The sequence below is a fragment of the Microcella pacifica genome (genome assembly GCF_009371975.2).
GTDB classification, from domain to species: domain Bacteria; phylum Actinomycetota; class Actinomycetes; order Actinomycetales; family Microbacteriaceae; genus Microcella; species Microcella pacifica.
In genome coordinates this window covers 8,422-22,662 of sequence record NZ_VIKT02000006.1, presented here as the reverse complement: position 1 = coordinate 22,662, position 14,241 = coordinate 8,422, and the positions used below count along the sequence as shown (strand labels likewise).

Genomic DNA, 14,241 nt, shown 5'->3' with positions numbered 1-14,241 from the left:
AGGCAGCGGCGCGGTCAGGAGCACGGCGCAGCCCGGCGACCGCGCTCGGCGGGCGGAGCCGCACGCGCCGCAGGAGCGGCGGCGCGTTAGGAGACGCCGTGTAGCAGCGCAGTCGCGACCGCGGTCAGTCCTTCGCGGCGGCCGGTGAAGCCGAGCCCGTCGGAGGTGGTCGCGGCAACGCTCACGGGAGCGCCGAGCAGGCGGGAGAGGAGCGCTTCGACCTCGTGCCGTCGTGCCGCGAAACGGGGCCGTGCGGCGATCACCTGCACGGCGACGTTGACGACGTCGAACCCTGCGTCGCGCACGAGCTCGAGTGCGGCGGTCAGGAAGACTGCACCACGAGCATCCGCGAATCGGGGGTCGTCGACGCCGAAGCGCGACCCGATGTCGCCCAGCCCGGCCGCCGACAGCAGCGCGTCGCAGACGGCGTGCGCGATCGCGTCGCCGTCGCTGTGCCCGGCGAGGCCTGCTTCGTCGGGCCAGTAGAGCCCGCCGAGCCACAGCGGCTGGGAGTCGTCGTAGGCGTGCACGTCGACGCCGATGCCGGTGCGGATGGCGGGGCGGGCGCGCGCCAGCAGCAGCTCGGCCCGCCGCAGGTCCCACGGCGTGGTCACCTTGAAGGCGGCGTCGTCCCCCGCGACGGTGACAACGGGATGCCCGGCCGCGGCGTACACGGAGGCGTCGTCGGTGTGCCCGGGGCTCGCGATGGCGGCCGCGGCGCGGTAGGCCTCGAGCGGGAAGCCCTGGGGCGTCTGGATGGTGGCGAGCTCGGAACGGTCGACCTGGTCGCGCACGCGCCCGTCGGGGGTGGTGCGCGCGATCGTGTCGATGACGGGCAGGGCTGGGATCACGCCGACGCCGTCGGCCCGGACGCGCTCGACGACCCGCTCGAAGACGTCGGTCGGGGTGAGGGCGCGCGCGGCGTCGTGGATGAGCACGACGTCGACCGCGTCGGGCACGGCCGCGATGCCGGCGGCGACGGACTCCTGACGGGTGGCCCCGCCGACGACGATCGTGACGTGCTCGGAGGCGTGACCGGCGACGCGTCGGGCAATGCGGTCGGCCTCGTCACGGTGACTGAGCGGGGCGACGACGACGAGGTGAGCGGGCTCGGCCAGCGTGAAGATGCGTTCGAGGGCATGCTCAAGGAGGCTACGGCCGGCGAGCGGCACGAACGCCTTCGGTTCGGCGTGCCCGAGCCGGGTGCCGCTGCCGGCGGCGACGACGACGACGGCGAGGGTGGGCGCGCTCATGCGACCGAGCGTATCCGACACCGATGCTGACGCCGCCGCCGAGTGGGCGTCGACCGTCGGCAACGGCGGATCAGGAGGCGAGAACCTCGTCGAGAGTGCTCGAGGCCTTCTCTTCGTCGGTCTTCTCGGCGAGGGCGAGCTCCGAGATGAGGATCTGGCGAGCCTTGGCAAGCATGCGCTTCTCGCCCGCGCTCAGCCCGCGATCCTGGTCACGGCGCCAGAGATCGCGCACGACCTCGGAGACCTTGATGACATCGCCCGAAGCGAGCTTCTCGAGGTTGGCCTTGTAGCGGCGCGACCAGTTGGTCGGCTCTTCGGTGAAGGGAGCCCGCAGCACCTCGAAGACCTTGTCGAGGCCGTCCTGACCGATGACGTCGCGCACGCCCACGAGATCGACGTTCTCCGCCGGCACCTCGATGGTCAGGTCACCCTGTGTGACGTTGAGCTTGAGGTAGAGCTTCTCTTCACCCCTGATGGTTCGGTTCTTTACTTCGATGATCGTCGCCGCCCCGTGATGGGGGTACACGACCGTCTCGCCGACCTGAAAAATCATGGATGGTGGTCCTTCCGCAGAACATCGATTCTACCACAGGCATTTCTCAGATTCCCGGGCCGGTCGACCCCGCCCGAGCGCTCCCGCCGGGCGGCACCGCGACCGTCCCGGCCTCGCTAGACTGGAGGTCGGTCGCGCTCTCGCGGGCGACTCCCGCCCGCGCAGCGACCGCCGAGACGACGGCCACGGGAGGCTACGCACGTGAAGAACCGCTGGGCAGCAGCTACCGCACTCGCCGCCGCACTCATGCTCGGCACGACCGCGTGCACGTTCTCGGCCGAGATCGCCACGCAGAAGGACTACGACCCGAGCGACGGCGTGAGCACCGAGTTCGGCGAGCTCTCCGTGTACAACGCGATGCTCATCGGCGAGGATCCCGATGCGCTCAACCTCGTCATGACGGTGTTCAACCCGACCGACAGCGTGCGGCGGGTCGAGGTGCAGTGGTTCGTCGACGGCGAGCGCGTCACCGAGTCGATCTTCGCCGAGGCCTCCGGGCTCACCTCGGTCGGCGGGCCCGACCAGCCGTCCCTCCTCGTCACCGGTCTCGACACCGTCATCGGCGGGCTCGTACCGCTGTACTTCAGTACGAACACGGGGTCGGTGAGCGAGCTGCTCGTGCCGACCCTTCGTGGTGACCTCGAGGAGTACGACGAGTACGCCCCCGAGTTCGTCGTCGTGCCCGACGAGGAGTAGCCGCCTCCGGGGCGCTGCGGCTAGCCCTCGAAGCGGTACCCGAGGCCGCGCACCGTCACGAGGAGCCGCGGGTTCGAGGGGTCCTTCTCGATCTTCGAGCGGATCCGCTTGACGTGCACGTCGAGCGTCTTGGTGTCGCCGAAGTAGTCGGCTCCCCAGACGCGGTCGATGAGCTGACCCCGCGTGAGCACGCGGCCCGCGTTGCGCAGCAGCAGCTCGAGCAGCTCGAACTCCTTGAGCGGCATCGCGATCTCGCGGCCGTCGACGGTCACCTGGTGCCGATCGACATCCATGCGCACGCCGTTGGCCTCGAGCGCACTGTCGGCGAGGCCGTCGTCCTCGACCTGGCGGCGCAGGACGGCCCGGATGCGCGCCAGCAGTTCCCGAGTCGAGTACGGCTTCGTCACGTAGTCGTCGGCACCGAGCTCGAGACCCACGACGATGTCGACCTCGCTGTCCTTCGCGGTGAGCATGATGATGGGCACGCTCGAGCGCTGTCGCAGCTCGCGGCACACCTCGGTACCCGAGAGCCCGGGCAGCATGAGATCGAGCAGCACGAGGTCGGCCCCCGCGCGATCGAACTCGGTGATCGCCGCGAGGCCGTCCTCGACGACCGTCGGCTCGTAGCCCTCCCGGCCGAGAAGGTAGGCGAGCGGCTCGCTCAGCGAGGGCTCGTCTTCAACGATGAGGATGCGGGTCATGTGCGCGCTTTCGATCGAGTGGGTGCCGCCTCGAGGACGCGAGGCAGCCTGATGGTGAAGGTCGAGCCACGGCCCGGCTGGGACCAGACGCGAATCTCGCCGCCGTGATTCTGCACGACGTGCTTGACGATGCTGAGGCCCAGGCCCGTGCCGCCGGTGGAGCGCGACCGCGCCTGGTCGACGCGGAAGAAGCGTTCGAAGACGCGATCGAGCTCGTCATCGGGTATGCCGATGCCCTGATCGGTCACAGCGATCTCGATCGTGTCCTCCGTGCCGCTGACCCCGATGCCGACCCGGGAGGGTGGCACGGAGTACTGGATGGCGTTCGCGATGAGATTGTGGACGGCGGTCACGAGCATCGCCTCATCTCCCCAGACGCGCAAGCGCTTCTCACCGCCGCCGACGAGGGTGATGCCGAGGCTGTCAGCGGCGACGCGGTTCTTGTCGATCGCGGCCTGCACCACATCATCGACCTTCACCTCCTCGGCCGTGTCGAGCACGTCGATCGCCTGCAGCCGCGAGAGCTCGATGATCTCCTGCGTCATCGACGCGAGACGGTTGGCCTCGGTGGTCAGGCGCTGCGCGAAGGCGCGCACCTGGTCGGGGTCGTCCGAGGCCTGCTCGAGCGCCTCGGCGAGAAGCCCCACGGCGCCGATGGGCGTCTTGAGCTCGTGGGAGATGTTCGCCACGAAGTCGCGTCGTACGGCGTCGAGGCGATACGACTCGGTGCGGTCGTCGGCGATGAGCAGGATGAAGCGCGAGCCGAGACGGGCGACGCGCACGACGAGGTGCAGCGAGACATCGCCGAGTGGCCCTCTGCTGATCTCGAGCTCCTGGGTGACCGGCTCGCCCGTGCGGCGCACGTCGTCGACGATGCTCACGAGCGTCGGCTGTGCGAGGCTGCGGTGCCACACGAGACCGAGGGCGTACGCCCCCGGTGAGGCCGTGACGACATTGTTGCTCGGGTCGAGGACGACGGCGGCCGATTCAAGTGCGTCGATCACCTGATCGACGCCATCCGGAACCGACGAGGATGTGACCTCCGCCGCCACGCGACCGCGCCGGGCGGCGCTCACGACGATCGCGACAGCCCCGCCCCCGACGATCGCACCGATGGCGAGGGCGAGGGGCACGAGCAGTGCCGAGTCCATGAGGACTAGATTAGTGACAGTCATCGCACGGAGATCACGATCGGGCGGCCCGGTGAGGCCAGGCGCCGCAGTGTTCACACCGACGTCACCGGTCGTTCATCCGACGGCGACACTGTAGGTCGGTCCGCCCGTTGGGCCGTACGACTCGAAGAAGTAAGGATGTGTGCCCCATGCGCGAAGTGTTCCAGCAGGAGTTGCAGGAGGTGCAGGAGCGCCTCGTCGAGATCTCCGGACTGGTCGCGGTGTCCATCGACAACGCGACGCGCGCGTTCAACGAGTCGAACGTGGAGCTCGCCGAGACCGTCATCGCCGATGACGCCAAGATCGACGCGGCCTGCGCCGAGCTCGACGAGCTCGCCATCAACATCCTCGCCCGGCAGCAGCCGGTCGCCCGCGACCTTCGCATCGTCGTGAGCGCGCTGCGCATCAGTGCCTCGCTCGAGCGCATGGGAGACATGTCGGAGCACATCGCGCAGCTCGCGCGGTACCGGTTCCCCGACAAGGTCGTGCCCAAGAGCCTGCGCGGCACCTTCAAGGACATGGGTGCACTCGACGTCGTCATGGCGCGGATGCTCGTCGAGCTTCTCAAGACCGAGGACGTCACGATCGCTGAGGCGATCCGCAACGAGGACGACAAGGTCGACTCCCTGCACCTGAGCGTCTTCGATAAGGTGCTCGGCGAGAAGTGGAAGGGCGAGGCCGTCGACACCGTCGATGCGACCCTCGCGAGCCGCTACCACGAGCGCTTCGCCGACCACGCCGTCTCGATCGCCAAGAAGGTGCAGTACCTCGCCACGGGCGACTGGGTACCGACCGAGGTCTAGCGTTCCCTTTCCGTCTAGATGAGCGGGAACTGGTCGAGCACGACCACGCGTCCGTCGTCCCCGTCGGGGGCGAGGTCGAGCACGGCGATCGCACGCAGCTCCAGGCGCTCCCCGCGGTCGAGACGCTCCTCGGCCCCCACGGGCGCGTGAGGCTGATAGGCCCCGGCCACGATCGACGGGTCGTCGACGCGCACCCCGAGCTCGCGCAGCAGGAGCACGAGCGTCAGATGCGCCTCGATGAGCTCCTCGGCGTCGTCAAGCAGCGTGACCTCGATCTGGTCCGCGCCGATGACCTCGTCGTCGCCCCCGGTCGCCTCGAAGGGCCCGTAGCTCGCGTAGGCGGCCTCGACTGCGGCGACGATCTGATCCGGGTCCGCCTCGCTGCTCGCGGCCCCGAAGAGGCTCACGTGCAGGGGCAGGGCATCCGGCTCAAACTCGGCCTCGAGGGCGACCTCGTCGAGGAAGGCGACAACGGCGAAGCGCAGCACGGGCGCGGCCTGCTCGCCGCCTACTTCTTGCCCTGGCTCGCGACGGCGGCGGCGCCGGCCGCGGCCGCCTCGGGGTCGAGGTACTCCGCCGGCTTCACGGGCATGAAGTCGTCGCCGAGCTCGTACACGAGCGGAATGCCGGTCGGAATGTTGAGACCCGCGATGTCATCGTCGCCGATGCCGTCAAGGTGCTTCACGAGCGCCCGTAGAGAGTTGCCGTGCGCCGTGACGAGCACCGTGTGACCCGCGGCGAGGTCCTGGGTGATGTCGCTCTGCCAGTAGGGCAGCATGCGGTCGATGACGAGCTTGAGGCTCTCGGTGCGCGGCACCTCGCCGTCGATGCCCACGTAGCGCGGGTCGTGCACCTGGCTGTACTCGGCGTCGTCGTCGAGCACCGGCGGCGGAGTGTCGAAACTGCGTCGCCAGGTCATGAAGAGCTCCTCGCCGTGCTTCTCGAGGGTCTCGGCCTTGTTGAGGCCCTGCAGCGCACCGTAGTGGCGCTCGTTGAGGCGCCAGCTGCGCTTGACGGGCAGCCAGTCGAGGTCGGCGGTCTCGAGGGCGATATTGGCGGTGTGGATCGCACGCTTGAGCAGGGACGTGTAGAGGATGCGAGGCGCGAGCCCCGACTCCCTGATGAGCTCTCCCGCCCGCCGTGCCTCCTGCCTGCCCTGCTCGGTCAGTTCGACGTCGACCCAGCCGGTGAAGATGTTCTTCTCGTTCCAGACGGAGTGGCCGTGGCGTAGCAGGATGAGCGTGTGAGTCATGCCTCCAGCCTACCGAGGCCCCTCGACCGAGTTGAATAGGGGCACGGTGCAGGGGCGCGTGACGCGCGGGACGACGGGCACGAATCGCCTGCGTCGCATGGATCGCTGGATCGCCGCGCACCCCGCGCTGCGCCGTACGACCGACCCGCTCGTCGTCGACCTCGGCTTCGGCGCCTCCGCCTGGACCACGATCGAGCTGTTCTCGCGCCTGCGCGAGGTGCGACCGGATGCTCGGGTGACGGGTCTCGAGATCGATCCGGTACGGGTGCGGCTGGCTGCGCCGCACGTGCGCGAGGGGCTCGACTTCGCCGTCGGCGGGTTCGACGTGCCGCTCGACGGCGGGCGGCGGCCCGCCGTCATCCGCGCGGCGAATGTGCTGCGTCAGTACGACGAGCACGAGGGCGAGGGCGCCTGGCGGCTCATGCGAGAGCGCCTGCAGCCCGACGGGCTGCTGCTCGAGGGCACGAGCAACGAGGTCGGCCGCGTCGCCAGCTGGGTGGGTCTCGACCCGGAGGGGCCGCGCACCTTCACGATCTCGCTGCACCTCCCGAGCCTCGAGCGCCCCTCGATCGTGGCGCAACGGCTGCCGAAGGCGCTCATCCACCGCAACGTGCCCGGCGAGAGCGTGCACGCGCTGCTGCGGGATCTCGACGCGCACTGGGCACACCACGCCGCCCTGGGAGCCTTCTCGGCCCGCCAGCGCTGGGTGGCGACGGTGCGAGGCCTCCGCGCGGCGGGCTGGCCCGTGCGCGACACCGAGGTGCGGTGGCGGCTCGGCGAGCTCACCGTCGACTGGGCCGCCGTCGCCCCTCTGTCGTAGGGCCGCCAAGCGGTCGGTCAGAGGGGCGGCAGGGTCGCGCGCGCCTCCTCGGCGGGCATCCCGGCGGCCAGAAGCACGTCGAACGCGAGCGGCCGCAGCAGCACGATGACCACCTGGTCGGCCACGCTCGCACCCTCGATGCGGTCGGGGGCGAGACGCCCCGCGAGCTCGGCGGCGACCGCGCGCAGGGCGTAGCGCGCCGCGGGCTCGTGGTGGCTGCGGCCAAGCAGCCGAACGACCTCGGCGGCGCGCTCGACGACGTCGGCGAGGGCGCGGCGCTCCCCATGGTCGCGCACGAGCACGTCGATACGGCGGGCGAGCGCTCGCACGTGCCGCGTGACGAGGTCGGCGGTCTCGAGCAGCTGCGCCTCATCGCGCAGTCGCGCGCGGTGGCGGCGCAGCCACGGGCTCACGTCGGCGACCGCTCGAGCGCTCTCGAAGCTGCGCTCCCACTCGTCGATGAGTCGCTGGGTGCGCCGGGATCTCGCGAGCGCGAGGTCGGCGGCGGGCTCATCACCGTGGCGCAGCGCGGCGACGAGCCCCTCGAGGGACTGGTCGAGCACGGAGAACAGCGCGCGCGCCTCGTCTCGCACCCGCACGACGTCGAGCCGGGGAATGAGCGCGGTCGCGGCGAGCGCCATGGCCCCGCCGATGAGCCCATCGAGGCTGCGGGCGAACACTCCCGTCTCGGGGTCGGGCAGCAGGGCGACGAGCATCGACTGCACGGCGGCGGCGATCGCGAACGGGGCGGAGGGCGAGACCGCCCGCGCGACGATGAGCGTGGCGGCGAGGATGAGCGCGAGCTGCCCGATGCCGCGGCCGATGCCCGCGACGATGAGGGCAGAGACGATGATGCCGATGTTGATGCCGATGACGGTCTCGAGCACGCGGCGCGGGCGGGCGTCGCGTGCGAGACCGAGCGCGATGATCGTGACGGTCACGGCGACGACGGGCACCTCGTGCCCGAGACCGAAGCGGGCGATGAGGTACGCCGTCGTCGCGGCGACGACGATCTGCGCGATGCCCGACAGGGACCGCACGACCCGCTGCCCCGCGGCGCGCAGACCCAGCCTGCGGCGGATGCTCCGCTCGAGCCGGCGCAGCGGGTCGGGCATGCCGGCCATGGTCGTCGGCCTCGCCCGCTAGCGCTGCACGGCGCCGAGCCGCGGCATGCGGGGCACCCCCGCGGTCGCGCCGGCCTCGACGGGCACGATGACCTCCTGCGCGGCGGCGACGAGCTCGGCGGGCGACTCGCCCTCCTCATCAACGCGCACGACGAGCGGCGCCTGCGGGTCGAGTGTGCGCTTGACGACGGCGAGGCCGATCGGCCCGAGCTCGTGGTGGCGGGCGCTCGAGGTCACGGTGCCCACCTCCTTGTCGCCGTTCAGCACGATCGAGCCTTCGCCCGGCAGCACGCCGGCCGAGCCGTCGAGGTGCAGCAGCACGAGGCGGCGCGGCGGGTGCCCGAGGTTGTGCACCTTCGCGACGGTCTCCTGCCCGCGGTAGCAGCCCTTGGCGAGGTGCACGGCCGAGCGCATCCAGTCGAGCTCGTGCGGGATCGTGCGCTCGTCGGCCTCGGTCGCCTGACGCGGCCGCCATGCGGCGATGCGCAGGGCCTCGAGCGCGAGGGTGCCGGCGACGGCGAACTCGTCGGCGCGAGCCCGGTCGGCGAGCATCGAGAGCTCATCGCGCGCGACGAGAATCTCTGCGGCGGGGAACGCCCCTCCCGGATGCTCCGCCGACGCCGCGTATTGCCACCCGCCCTCCTGCACGGCCGTCCACGGGTCGCGCCACACGAGGGGCACGTCGTGCGGGGCGGCAGCGCTCACGAGCAGGGCACCACCCGCACCGTCGACGTCAGCGCCGCTCAGCTGCCCGAGCGTCGCCCACTCGGCGGAGACGTCGGCGACCTCGACCTGCATCATGAAGCGCATACGGTCGAGCCACGCGGCGAGGGGCGCGGCCTGCTCGCCGTCGAGGAGCAGCCACGTCGTGGTGCCGTCGTCGACGAGACGCATGCTGTGCTCGAGCCGGCCCTGCGGGTCGAGCAGCAGGGTCTCGGCGCTCGACCCCGGTGCGAGGTGCGCGATCGACTGCGAGGTGAGGGAGTCGAGCCAGCGGAGCCGGTCCTCCCCCGTGACGGTCACGACGCCGCGGTCGGAGAGGTCGACGATCGCGCGGCCCGCGGCGAGCATCCTCTGCTCAGCGACCGGCTCGCCGTAGTGGGCCGCGACGCTCCCTGAAGAATCGGCGACGGCGCCGGGAAGGGTGAGGAAGGGGGAGATCATGTCATTCCTGACGGTTGAGCGTGCCGGAGGCGTGCGTGCGCAGGTCGTTGCCGAGCGCGGCGATGTCCCACGCCCACAGCAGGCGGCCCTCGACGAGGCCGTAGAGGCGCGTCGCCGCGCTGTAGTCCTTCGCGCTCGCCGAGCGCATGACGGCGTCGGTCTGCAGGTCGATGCGAGCCGGCTGCGCGCGCCCCAGGTAGAGCTCGCTCACGCCGCCCGGGTGGATGATCGCGACCTCGACGTCGAAGAAGCCGTCCGCGGTGCGCAGGGCCTCGACCTCGTCCGCGGTGGCGAAGGGCCGCGCGCCGTCGCCGGGCAGCATTCCCGGGCCAGGGTCGCCCGGTTGCGCGGGCCGGTGCAGCCGCCAGTAGCCGGCCTCGGCGTTGAGGGGCGTGTTCGCCTCGTCGAGCAGCCAGGTCTGCGAGGAGTAGTTGAGGTACCCCAGGCCGTCGTGGCTGAAGCTCACGCGCTGGCCGAACTCGTGCTCGCGCAACTGGTCGCCATCGACGTAGTGCACGACGCCCGTGCCCTCCCACAGGCCCAGGAGCCAGGCGAGGGGAGCGAGCTCGGCGGGGAGGTCGGAGTCGAGTGAGATCACGATGTCACGAGCAGACGGTCGAGGGTACGCGGTCGCGGAGGGCGCGGAGCGCCGCTCAGCGCTGGCCGCGGTACAGGTTGACGAGCACGACGACGGAGACGAACCCGATCGCGAGGGTCGCCAACCCGAGGAGGCCGAGGAAGAAGATTTCGAGGGCGAGCAGCATGGCCCTAGTCTACGCCCGCGATGATGAGCAGAAGCCCCGTGGCGGCGGCGAGGATCAGCACGATACCGCTCGTCGTGACGAGCAGCCGGGTGACGAAGCCCTCCTTGAGCTGCAGGCTCACCTGCACCGCAAAGGTGACGAGCAGTGCGCCACCGGCGATCGCGGGCAGGGCATCCCCCCAGCGGTCGTCCGGCAGGAGAGTCGCGGCGAGCACGACCGCCACGACGACCGCGATCCACACGGGGATCGCCGTCGCCAGAGTGCGGGTCATGACCCCATGGTAGGCCGCTTGTAGACTGGCGGGGACACCGTGGAGGACACATGGCGCAGCTGCTCATCCTGACCTCGCAGGTGAACGCCGACGTTCTCCCCGCGCTCGGTCTGCTCAGCCACCGGGTTCGCCAGATCCCCGCTGAGCCGGCCGCTCTCGTCGGAGCGCCCGCCGCCGACGCCGTGATCGTCGACGCGCGCACCGATCTGGCCGCCGCGAAGTCGCTGTGCAAGATCCTCACGACGACGGGCGCCGGCTCGCCCCTCATCGTCGTGCTCACCGAGGGCGGTCTCACGGCGATCAACGCGGAGTGGGGCGTCGACGACGTCATCCTCGACACGGCGGGGCCCGCCGAGGTGGATGCCCGGCTCCGGCTCGTCATCGGTCGCCAGGCGATCGGCCCAGAGACCTCCATGATCCGCGCATCGGGCGTCGTCATCGACGAGGCGAGCTACTCGGCGAAGGTGCACGGCCGCACGCTCGACCTCACGTTCAAGGAGTTCGAGCTGCTGCGCTTCTTCGCCACCCACCCGAGCCGCGTCTTCACCCGCGAGCAGCTGCTGAGCGAGGTGTGGGGCTACGACTACTTCGGCGGCACCCGCACGGTCGACGTGCACGTGCGGCGCCTGCGCGCCAAGCTCGGCGACATGGAGTCGCTCATCGGCACGGTGCGCAACGTCGGCTACCGCTTCACTGTTCACGAGGATGACACCGAGCAGCAGACGGTATCCACCTGATCGTCAACGTGGTCACGTTCGTGCAAGCGTGCCCACACGCTGCACGCAGTGCGACTATCCGAACTTGCCCGAGACGTAGTCCTCGGTGTCCTTGATGCTGGGGTTCGAGAAGATGGTCGCGGTGTCGTCGACCTCGATGAGCTTGCCCGGCTTGCCGGTACCGGCGATGTTGAAGAATGCCGTGCGGTCGCTCACTCGGCTGGCCTGCTGCATGTTGTGCGTCACGATGACGATCGTGTAGTCCTGCTTGAGCTCCTCGATGAGGTCTTCGATCGCCAGGGTCGAGATGGGGTCGAGCGCCGAACAGGGCTCGTCCATGAGGATGACCTCGGGCTCTACGGCGATCGCGCGGGCGATGCACAGACGCTGCTGCTGTCCACCCGAGAGACCGTTGCCGGGACGGTCAAGGCGGTCCTTGACCTCGTTCCACAGGTTGGCCCCCTTGAGCGACTTCTCGACGAGCTCGTCGGCGTCGGACTTCGAGATGCGCTGGTTGTTGAGCTTCACACCCGCGAGAACGTTGTCTCGGATCGACATGGTCGGGAAGGGATTGGGCCGTTGGAAGACCATGCCCACCTGACGGCGCACACGTACGGGGTCGACCCCGGGGCCGTACAGGTTGTTGCCGTCGACGAGCACCTCTCCGTCCACCCATGCGCCGGGGATGACCTCGTGCATGCGGTTCAGTGTGCGGATGAACGTCGACTTGCCGCACCCGGAAGGGCCGATGAGCGCGGTGACGCTGCGAGGCTCGATGACGAGGTTGACACCCTCGACGGCCTTGAACTTGCTGTAGTAGACGTCGAGATCATTGACTTCAATGCGCTTTGACACGGTGGGTGCGTTCCTTACGATTATCGGCCGAGCTTGGGGGCGAAGATGCGGGCGACGAGTCGCGCTGCCAGGTTGAGGATCATGACGATCGCGATGAGCGTGAGGGCGCCCGCCCACGCGCGGTCGATGTAGGGCTGGAAGTCTGTGCCCTGGCTGATGTACGAGTAGTAGACGTACACCGGAAGGCTCTGCATGCGCCCTTCGGTGAGATCGAAGTTGAAGTTGTTGGAGAAACCGGCCGCGATGAGCAGGGGCGCAGTCTCGCCGATGACCCGGGCGATGGAGAGCATGACGCCTGTCGCGATGCCGGCTATCGCGGTCGGGATGACGACCTTGAGAATGGTGAGCCACTTGGGTACGCCAAGGGCGTAGGACGCCTCGCGCAATTCGTTGGGAACCAGTCGCAGTATGTCTTCGCTCGAGCGCACGACGACGGGAAGCATGAGGACCGTCAGGGCGGCAGCGCCTGATAGCCCCACGCGCGTGCCAGGGCCCAGGATGAGCTCGAAGAGCGCGAAGGCGAACAGACCGGCGACGATGGAGGGGATGCCCGTCATGACGTCGACGAGGAACGTGATCGCCTGGGCGAGACGGCCGCGCCCGTACTCCACGAGATAGATCGAGGTGAGCAGACCGATCGGCACAGAGATCAGGGTCGCCACGCCGGTCATGAGCAGCGTGCCGATGATCGCGTGCGCGGCTCCTCCGCCCTCGCCGAGCACGTTGCGCAACGACAGCGTGAAGAAGTCGAGGTCAATGCGCCCGCTGCCTTGAGCGACCACCGTGAACACGAGGGAGATGAGAGGCAGCATCGCCACGACGAAGGCCAGACCGACGAGGGCCGTGACGAACCGATCCTTGGCGCGACGCGAGCCTTCGATGAGTCGCGACACGATATAGACGAGAAGCACGTAGCCGACGACCCCGAAGAACACCGCACCTACGATGTTGAAGTCTTCTTCGCCTGAGCCGACCTGGAGCAGGGCGAACACGGCAGTAGAGGCGAGAAGGCTCCCCGCGAGGATGCCCCAGGGAGCGGCGGCGGGCAACCGACCAGCGGTCAGGGGGTTGACCGCAGCCTGAGGCGGGCTGACTGTGCTGACCATGATCAGTTGGCTCCCGAGAAGTCTTTGCGGCGGTTGACGATGTAGCGCGCGATGGAATTCACCACGAGGGTGATCGCGAAGAGGATGAGCCCGGTGGCGATGAGCACATTGACGTTGATGCCGTACGCCTCCGGGAATCTGAGAGCGACGTTCGCGGCGATCGTCAGGGGGTTGACGGACCCGATGAGGTCGAACACGATGACCCCGCTGCCTGAGAGCACCATCGCCACCGCCATCGTCTCACCGAGCGCTCGCCCGAGGCCGAGCATCGCACCGGCGATGACACCGGGCCGTCCGAAGGGAAGAACAACGGTGCGGATCATCTCCCAGCGGGTCGCACCGAGCGCGAGGGCCGCCTCCTCGTAGAGCGGAGGGGTCTGCAGGAACACCTCCCGCGAGATCGCGGTGATGATGGGAAGGATCATGACGGCGAGCACGATGGCCGCGGTGAGCATCGTGCGCCCGGTCCCTGATACGGGACCGGCGAACAGCGGGATCCACCCGAGGTTTTCTTCCAGCCAGACGAAGCTCGGCTGAATCGCGCCTGCCAGCACGTTCGCGCCCCACAGACCGAAGACCACCGAGGGGACGGCGGCCAGAAGATCGATGATGTAGCCGAGGCCCTGGGCCAGGCGGCGAGGCGCGTAGTGCGAGATGAACAGCGCGATGCCAATAGCAAGCGGCAGAGCCATGACGAGCGCGAGCGCCGCCGCCCACAGGGTTCCGAAGATCAGGGGAACGACGAACTCTACGAAGTTCTCGCCCTCTGTATAGATCGATACCGACTCCGGGTCGGCGAACATGCCCGGGATGCCCTGCAGCATGAGGAAGCCGGCTACGGCGGCGAGGATCGCGAGGATGAGACTGCCCGAGATGAGGGCGCTCGCGGAGAAGACCCGGTCGCCAGGCCGCTGCTTCGCCTTGGGGCGAATGATCTCAGGCGATGTCATGGGGGCTGTCTCCTCGGCTCCGGCGCGGATTCGCGGTCGTC

At 69.4% G+C, this 14,241-nt stretch carries 17 protein-coding genes; 4 read left to right on the top strand and 13 right to left on the bottom strand.

Going from position 1 to position 14,241, the window contains the following annotated elements; all coding sequences use genetic code 11:
* Positions 1-86 precede the first annotated feature (86 nt).
* Together ispD and FK219_RS04805 are read right to left on the bottom strand one after the other, a co-directional pair.
* Positions 87-1,253, bottom strand: a complete 1,167-nt coding sequence (ispD, locus tag FK219_RS04810) for a 2-C-methyl-D-erythritol 4-phosphate cytidylyltransferase (protein WP_152582260.1) — start codon at positions 1,251-1,253, stop codon at positions 87-89.
* Between the two features lie 70 nt (positions 1,254-1,323).
* A complete protein-coding gene (locus FK219_RS04805) occupies positions 1,324-1,806 on the bottom strand; it encodes a CarD family transcriptional regulator (RefSeq protein WP_152582259.1) in 483 nt (160 codons plus the stop codon).
* A 201-nt stretch (positions 1,807-2,007) separates the two neighbouring features.
* On the opposite strand from FK219_RS04805, the gene FK219_RS04800 reads away from it, so the two are divergent.
* Positions 2,008-2,502 carry a hypothetical protein gene (locus FK219_RS04800; RefSeq protein ID WP_152582258.1) on the top strand — a complete coding sequence of 165 codons (495 nt, stop codon included), beginning with the start codon at positions 2,008-2,010 and terminating at the stop codon, positions 2,500-2,502.
* Between the two features lie 20 nt (positions 2,503-2,522).
* Here FK219_RS04800 and FK219_RS04795 read toward each other — a convergent pair whose 3' ends face one another.
* Together FK219_RS04795 and FK219_RS04790 are read right to left on the bottom strand one after the other, a co-directional pair.
* Positions 2,523-3,203 (bottom strand): response regulator transcription factor, encoded by a 681-nt coding sequence (locus FK219_RS04795; protein WP_152582257.1) that lies wholly within the window; start codon positions 3,201-3,203, stop codon positions 2,523-2,525.
* The gene (locus tag FK219_RS04790) at positions 3,200-4,354 is read right to left on the bottom strand and encodes a sensor histidine kinase (protein ID WP_152582256.1); all 1,155 of its coding nucleotides are present in this window, start codon (positions 4,352-4,354) and stop codon (positions 3,200-3,202) included. The genes FK219_RS04795 and FK219_RS04790 overlap by 4 nt, the downstream gene beginning before the upstream one ends.
* Positions 4,355-4,524: 170 nt before the next feature.
* On the opposite strand from FK219_RS04790, the gene phoU reads away from it, so the two are divergent.
* Positions 4,525-5,178: a phosphate signaling complex protein PhoU gene (phoU, locus tag FK219_RS04785; RefSeq protein ID WP_152582255.1), complete on the top strand. Its 654-nt coding sequence runs from the start codon at positions 4,525-4,527 to the stop codon at positions 5,176-5,178.
* 14 nt (positions 5,179-5,192) lie between these two features.
* Here phoU and FK219_RS04780 read toward each other — a convergent pair whose 3' ends face one another.
* The gene (locus tag FK219_RS04780; RefSeq protein WP_152582254.1) at positions 5,193-5,666 is read right to left on the bottom strand and encodes a hypothetical protein; all 474 of its coding nucleotides are present in this window, start codon (positions 5,664-5,666) and stop codon (positions 5,193-5,195) included.
* A gap of 20 nt (positions 5,667-5,686) precedes the next feature.
* Positions 5,687-6,430: a phosphoglyceromutase gene (locus FK219_RS04775; protein WP_152582253.1), complete on the bottom strand. Its 744-nt coding sequence runs from the start codon at positions 6,428-6,430 to the stop codon at positions 5,687-5,689.
* A 97-nt stretch (positions 6,431-6,527) separates the two neighbouring features.
* On the opposite strand from FK219_RS04775, the gene FK219_RS04770 reads away from it, so the two are divergent.
* Entirely contained in the window at positions 6,528-7,250 is a 723-nt protein-coding gene (locus tag FK219_RS04770; RefSeq protein WP_235923767.1) for a methyltransferase domain-containing protein, read from the top strand.
* A gap of 17 nt (positions 7,251-7,267) precedes the next feature.
* Here the strand turns inward: FK219_RS04770 and FK219_RS04765 are convergent, their stop codons facing one another.
* The 4 genes from FK219_RS04765 to FK219_RS04750 all read right to left on the bottom strand — a co-directional run bounded on the left by FK219_RS04765 (position 7,268) and on the right by FK219_RS04750 (position 10,573).
* Complete coding sequence (locus FK219_RS04765; RefSeq protein ID WP_152582252.1) at positions 7,268-8,365, bottom strand: FUSC family protein; 1,098 nt, start codon at positions 8,363-8,365, stop codon at positions 7,268-7,270.
* 27 nt (positions 8,366-8,392) lie between these two features.
* The gene (gene ygfZ, locus FK219_RS04760; RefSeq protein WP_152582251.1) at positions 8,393-9,538 is read right to left on the bottom strand and encodes a CAF17-like 4Fe-4S cluster assembly/insertion protein YgfZ; all 1,146 of its coding nucleotides are present in this window, start codon (positions 9,536-9,538) and stop codon (positions 8,393-8,395) included.
* Between the two features lies 1 nt (position 9,539).
* Positions 9,540-10,136, bottom strand: a complete 597-nt coding sequence (locus FK219_RS04755; protein WP_152582250.1) for an FABP family protein — start codon at positions 10,134-10,136, stop codon at positions 9,540-9,542.
* A 170-nt stretch (positions 10,137-10,306) separates the two neighbouring features.
* On the bottom strand, positions 10,307-10,573 hold the full coding sequence (locus FK219_RS04750) for a hypothetical protein (protein WP_152582249.1): 267 nt from the start codon (positions 10,571-10,573) through the stop codon (positions 10,307-10,309).
* A 50-nt stretch (positions 10,574-10,623) separates the two neighbouring features.
* On the opposite strand from FK219_RS04750, the gene FK219_RS04745 reads away from it, so the two are divergent.
* Positions 10,624-11,310: a response regulator transcription factor gene (locus FK219_RS04745; RefSeq protein WP_152582248.1), complete on the top strand. Its 687-nt coding sequence runs from the start codon at positions 10,624-10,626 to the stop codon at positions 11,308-11,310.
* Between the two features lie 54 nt (positions 11,311-11,364).
* Here FK219_RS04745 and pstB read toward each other — a convergent pair whose 3' ends face one another.
* The 3 genes from pstB to pstC are packed head-to-tail and all read right to left on the bottom strand — an operon-like array spanning position 11,365 to position 14,200.
* Positions 11,365-12,144 carry a phosphate ABC transporter ATP-binding protein PstB gene (pstB, locus tag FK219_RS04740; RefSeq protein ID WP_152582247.1) on the bottom strand — a complete coding sequence of 260 codons (780 nt, stop codon included), beginning with the start codon at positions 12,142-12,144 and terminating at the stop codon, positions 11,365-11,367.
* A gap of 20 nt (positions 12,145-12,164) precedes the next feature.
* A complete protein-coding gene (pstA, locus tag FK219_RS04735) occupies positions 12,165-13,250 on the bottom strand; it encodes a phosphate ABC transporter permease PstA (protein ID WP_152582246.1) in 1,086 nt (361 codons plus the stop codon).
* A gap of 2 nt (positions 13,251-13,252) precedes the next feature.
* Positions 13,253-14,200, bottom strand: coding sequence for a phosphate ABC transporter permease subunit PstC (pstC, locus tag FK219_RS04730; RefSeq protein WP_152582245.1), 948 nt, complete (start codon positions 14,198-14,200; stop codon positions 13,253-13,255).
* Between the last annotated feature and the right edge of the window lie 41 nt (positions 14,201-14,241).

What these genes read in the sequence shown, in the direction of transcription:
- FK219_RS04745 (WP_152582248.1), top strand. Translation starts at nt 10,624, where the DNA reads ATGGCGCAGCTGCTCATCCTGACCTCGCAGGTGAACGCCGACGTTCTC.
- ygfZ (WP_152582251.1), bottom strand. Translation starts at nt 9,538, where the DNA reads ATGATCTCCCCCTTCCTCACCCTTCCCGGCGCCGTCGCCGATTCTTCA.
- pstA (WP_152582246.1), bottom strand. Translation starts at nt 13,250, where the DNA reads ATGGTCAGCACAGTCAGCCCGCCTCAGGCTGCGGTCAACCCCCTGACC.
- FK219_RS04775 (WP_152582253.1), bottom strand. Translation starts at nt 6,430, where the DNA reads ATGACTCACACGCTCATCCTGCTACGCCACGGCCACTCCGTCTGGAAC.
- FK219_RS04795 (WP_152582257.1), bottom strand. Translation starts at nt 3,203, where the DNA reads ATGACCCGCATCCTCATCGTTGAAGACGAGCCCTCGCTGAGCGAGCCG.
- FK219_RS04790 (WP_152582256.1), bottom strand. Translation starts at nt 4,354, where the DNA reads ATGGACTCGGCACTGCTCGTGCCCCTCGCCCTCGCCATCGGTGCGATC.
- FK219_RS04805 (WP_152582259.1), bottom strand. Translation starts at nt 1,806, where the DNA reads ATGATTTTTCAGGTCGGCGAGACGGTCGTGTACCCCCATCACGGGGCG.
- FK219_RS04750 (WP_152582249.1), bottom strand. Translation starts at nt 10,573, where the DNA reads ATGACCCGCACTCTGGCGACGGCGATCCCCGTGTGGATCGCGGTCGTC.
- phoU (WP_152582255.1), top strand. Translation starts at nt 4,525, where the DNA reads ATGCGCGAAGTGTTCCAGCAGGAGTTGCAGGAGGTGCAGGAGCGCCTC.
- pstC (WP_152582245.1), bottom strand. Translation starts at nt 14,200, where the DNA reads ATGACATCGCCTGAGATCATTCGCCCCAAGGCGAAGCAGCGGCCTGGC.
- FK219_RS04765 (WP_152582252.1), bottom strand. Translation starts at nt 8,365, where the DNA reads ATGCCCGACCCGCTGCGCCGGCTCGAGCGGAGCATCCGCCGCAGGCTG.
- ispD (WP_152582260.1), bottom strand. Translation starts at nt 1,253, where the DNA reads ATGAGCGCGCCCACCCTCGCCGTCGTCGTCGTCGCCGCCGGCAGCGGC.
- FK219_RS04770 (WP_235923767.1), top strand. Translation starts at nt 6,528, where the DNA reads ATGGATCGCTGGATCGCCGCGCACCCCGCGCTGCGCCGTACGACCGAC.